The sequence below is a fragment of the Clostridium grantii DSM 8605 genome (genome assembly GCF_900129965.1).
GTDB classification, from domain to species: domain Bacteria; phylum Bacillota; class Clostridia; order Clostridiales; family Clostridiaceae; genus Clostridium_AF; species Clostridium_AF grantii.
The window spans coordinates 1-2582 of sequence record NZ_FQXM01000067.1; the positions used below are offsets into that span (position 1 = coordinate 1).

The window sequence follows — 2582 nt, forward strand, 5'->3', positions numbered from 1 at the left end:
TTCCCATTCCGAACACGATGGTTAAGCTTCAACACGCTGATGGTACTGCATGGGTGACTGTGTGGGAGAGTAAGTCGTTGCCAGGTCATAAGGCTTCATAGCTCAGTCGGTAGAGCAGAGGACTGAAAATCCTCGTGTCACTGGTTCGATTCCAGTTGAAGCCACCAAAAGCACTAATTGTTTAAACAATTAGTGCTTTTATATTTTTTGGAATAATTTTGATTACAAATAAATAGTTAATGTTAATAGTTTTCCCTATTAGATAATAGATAAGCGATTAATTGAAATTTATTATATTAATGATATAATAAAAAAATAAATAGACATTTTATGAAAATTATTAATAATTAAAGGAAGTGCTAGGATGATTGAAGTGAATAAATTATCTAAAGAGTTCAAAAATATTAAAGCCGTTATGGAAATAAGTTTTTCAGTAAATAAAGGAGAAATTGTAGGTCTTTTAGGTGAAAATGGAGCAGGAAAAACTACTACATTAAGAATGCTAGCAACTATGTTAGAACCGACAACGGGAACAGCATTTATTAATGGATTAAATGTTGTAAAAGACGGACAAAAAGTTAGAGAGAGCATTGGAATTCTTTTTGGTGGAGAAGTAGGTTTATATGATAGACTAACTGCATTAGAGAATATAACATATTTTGCTGAATTAAATGGTATGAATAAAGAGCAAATACAAAATAGAATTATAGAATTAAGTGATTTACTAGATATGAAAGAATATATTAATAAAAGAGTAGGCAAATTTTCGAGAGGAATGAAACAAAAGGTTGCTATTGCTAGGGCTATAGTTCATGATCCATCTATTATGTTGCTTGATGAACCTACTGCTGGATTAGATGTTACAGCATCTAGGATAGTTCAAAAATTTATAAAAAAATGCAAGGAGGATAATAAAGCTATAATTTTTTCTAGTCATAGCATGAATGAAGTGGAAAAACTCTGTGATAGAATTGTTATTATACATAAAGGTGGAATCGTAGAACAAGGATCAATTAAATATTTAAAAACCAAGTACAAAAATGATAATATGGAAGAAATTTTTATGAATTTAGTAGGTGATAACATTGAAAAATAATGCTATTAAAGTAGTATTTAAAAAAGAAATGATAGAAATATTTAGAGATAAAAAAACTATTATTATAGGAATATTAATACCCTTATTTTTATTTCCTTTAATATCATTCATCTTAGGTAAGACAATCAACAATTCTGATAAAAAAATACAACAAGAAGTAAAAATTACAATACAAGACAAAGGTAATAGTAAACTTTCTGAATATATAAAGAAACAAACAAATATTAATATTGTTAATGTAGACAATCCAGAAGAAAGTCTAAAAAAAGGAGATATATACTTATATTTAAATATACCAGAAAAATTTGATGCTAATATTCAGAAAAATAATGATATTAGTATAGATATTATCTTTGACAATTCTAGTAGAGATTCTTTAGCAGCACTTTCAATAATTCAAACATATATTGATATGTATTCAAAAGGGGTTGTGAGTGAAAGGTTAAACAACAATGGAATAGATTCACAAATATTAAAAGCTTTTGAAACAAAAATTAAAACTATTGAAGATGAATCAGAGGGAGATGCAAGATTGATATTAAGTATGATATTACCTCTGCTATTAATATTGTATAGTATAACGGGAACAATGCCACCAGCAATGGATTTAGGGGCAGGAGAAAAAGAAAGAGGAACTTTAGAACCTTTATTGACTACAAAGGTTAATAGAATGTCTCTGCTATGGGGTAAATTTTTTGCTATAACAGTTGTAGGAATAATGATGTCTATTGCAGCTATAGTAGGAATAGAACTTACTATGGTACAGCAAAATGGTATTTTAAAAATGAGTAATGGCGGTACCGTAAAATTGTTACCTATAGCAATTCTTTTTATTATAATAGTACCTATTCTAAATAATATGATATTTGGAGCATTGGGATTAGCCTTAAGTATTTATGCTAGATCGTTTAAAGAAGCACAAACATACTTATCTCCACTTAGTGTTATTGGATTAATAGGATGCTATTCTACAATGATGATAGATCCTAAGAATATAAAAACTATATATTTCAATATACCAATAGCAAATTCAGTTTGTCTTTTAAAAGAAATGATAGTAGGCGTAATAAATTATCATCATATATTGATTACATTTGGTTGGACTGCAATTTATATTTTAGTTTCTTTGTACTGGGCTAAATATATGTTTAGTAAAGAAAGTGTTATATTTAGAACATAATTTAAATTTTATTTTATTGCTTATCTTTATTTAAATAAAGAATATATCTATAAATAACAAAATATTATTAAGCTACAAATGGCTATTTTACATGGTTCGACAAGTTGTTTAAAAAAATATAAAATATTTTATGAAAAAGTGTTGACACTTCTTCGTATAGTTGATATAATACTTCTTGTGCCAAGGGATTGGCGCGAAACACAAATAACTAAATCTGGTGATTATAGCTTGAAGGCAACACCCGTTCCCATTCCGAACACGATGGTTAAGCTTCAACACGCTGATGGTACTGCATGGGTGACTGTG

2 protein-coding genes, 1 tRNA gene and 2 rRNA genes are annotated in these 2582 nt (G+C 28.4%); all 5 read left to right on the plus strand.

The genetic code is table 11. The features are described 5' to 3' along the window. Positions 1-86 (plus strand): 5S ribosomal RNA (rrf, locus tag BUB83_RS20920); the annotation flags it as partial. Positions 87-91: 5 nt separating this feature from the next. Then, positions 92-167 (plus strand) — tRNA-Phe (locus BUB83_RS20925). A 197-nt stretch (positions 168-364) separates the two neighbouring features. Then, positions 365-1096: an ABC transporter ATP-binding protein gene (locus tag BUB83_RS20930; RefSeq protein WP_073341022.1), complete on the plus strand. Its 732-nt coding sequence runs from the start codon at positions 365-367 to the stop codon at positions 1094-1096. Positions 1097-1124: 28 nt separating this feature from the next. After that, complete coding sequence (locus tag BUB83_RS20935; RefSeq protein WP_073341023.1) at positions 1125-2276, plus strand: ABC transporter permease; 1152 nt, start codon at positions 1125-1127, stop codon at positions 2274-2276. A gap of 213 nt (positions 2277-2489) precedes the next feature. Next, positions 2490-2582, plus strand: a 5S ribosomal RNA gene (gene rrf / locus BUB83_RS20940); the annotation flags it as partial.

Bases quoted from the DNA above. Each gene is read 5' to 3' on its own strand.
- BUB83_RS20930 (WP_073341022.1), top strand. From the start codon at position 365: ATGATTGAAGTGAATAAATTATCTAAAGAGTTCAAAAATATTAAAGCC.
- BUB83_RS20935 (WP_073341023.1), top strand. From the start codon at position 1,125: ATGATAGAAATATTTAGAGATAAAAAAACTATTATTATAGGAATATTA.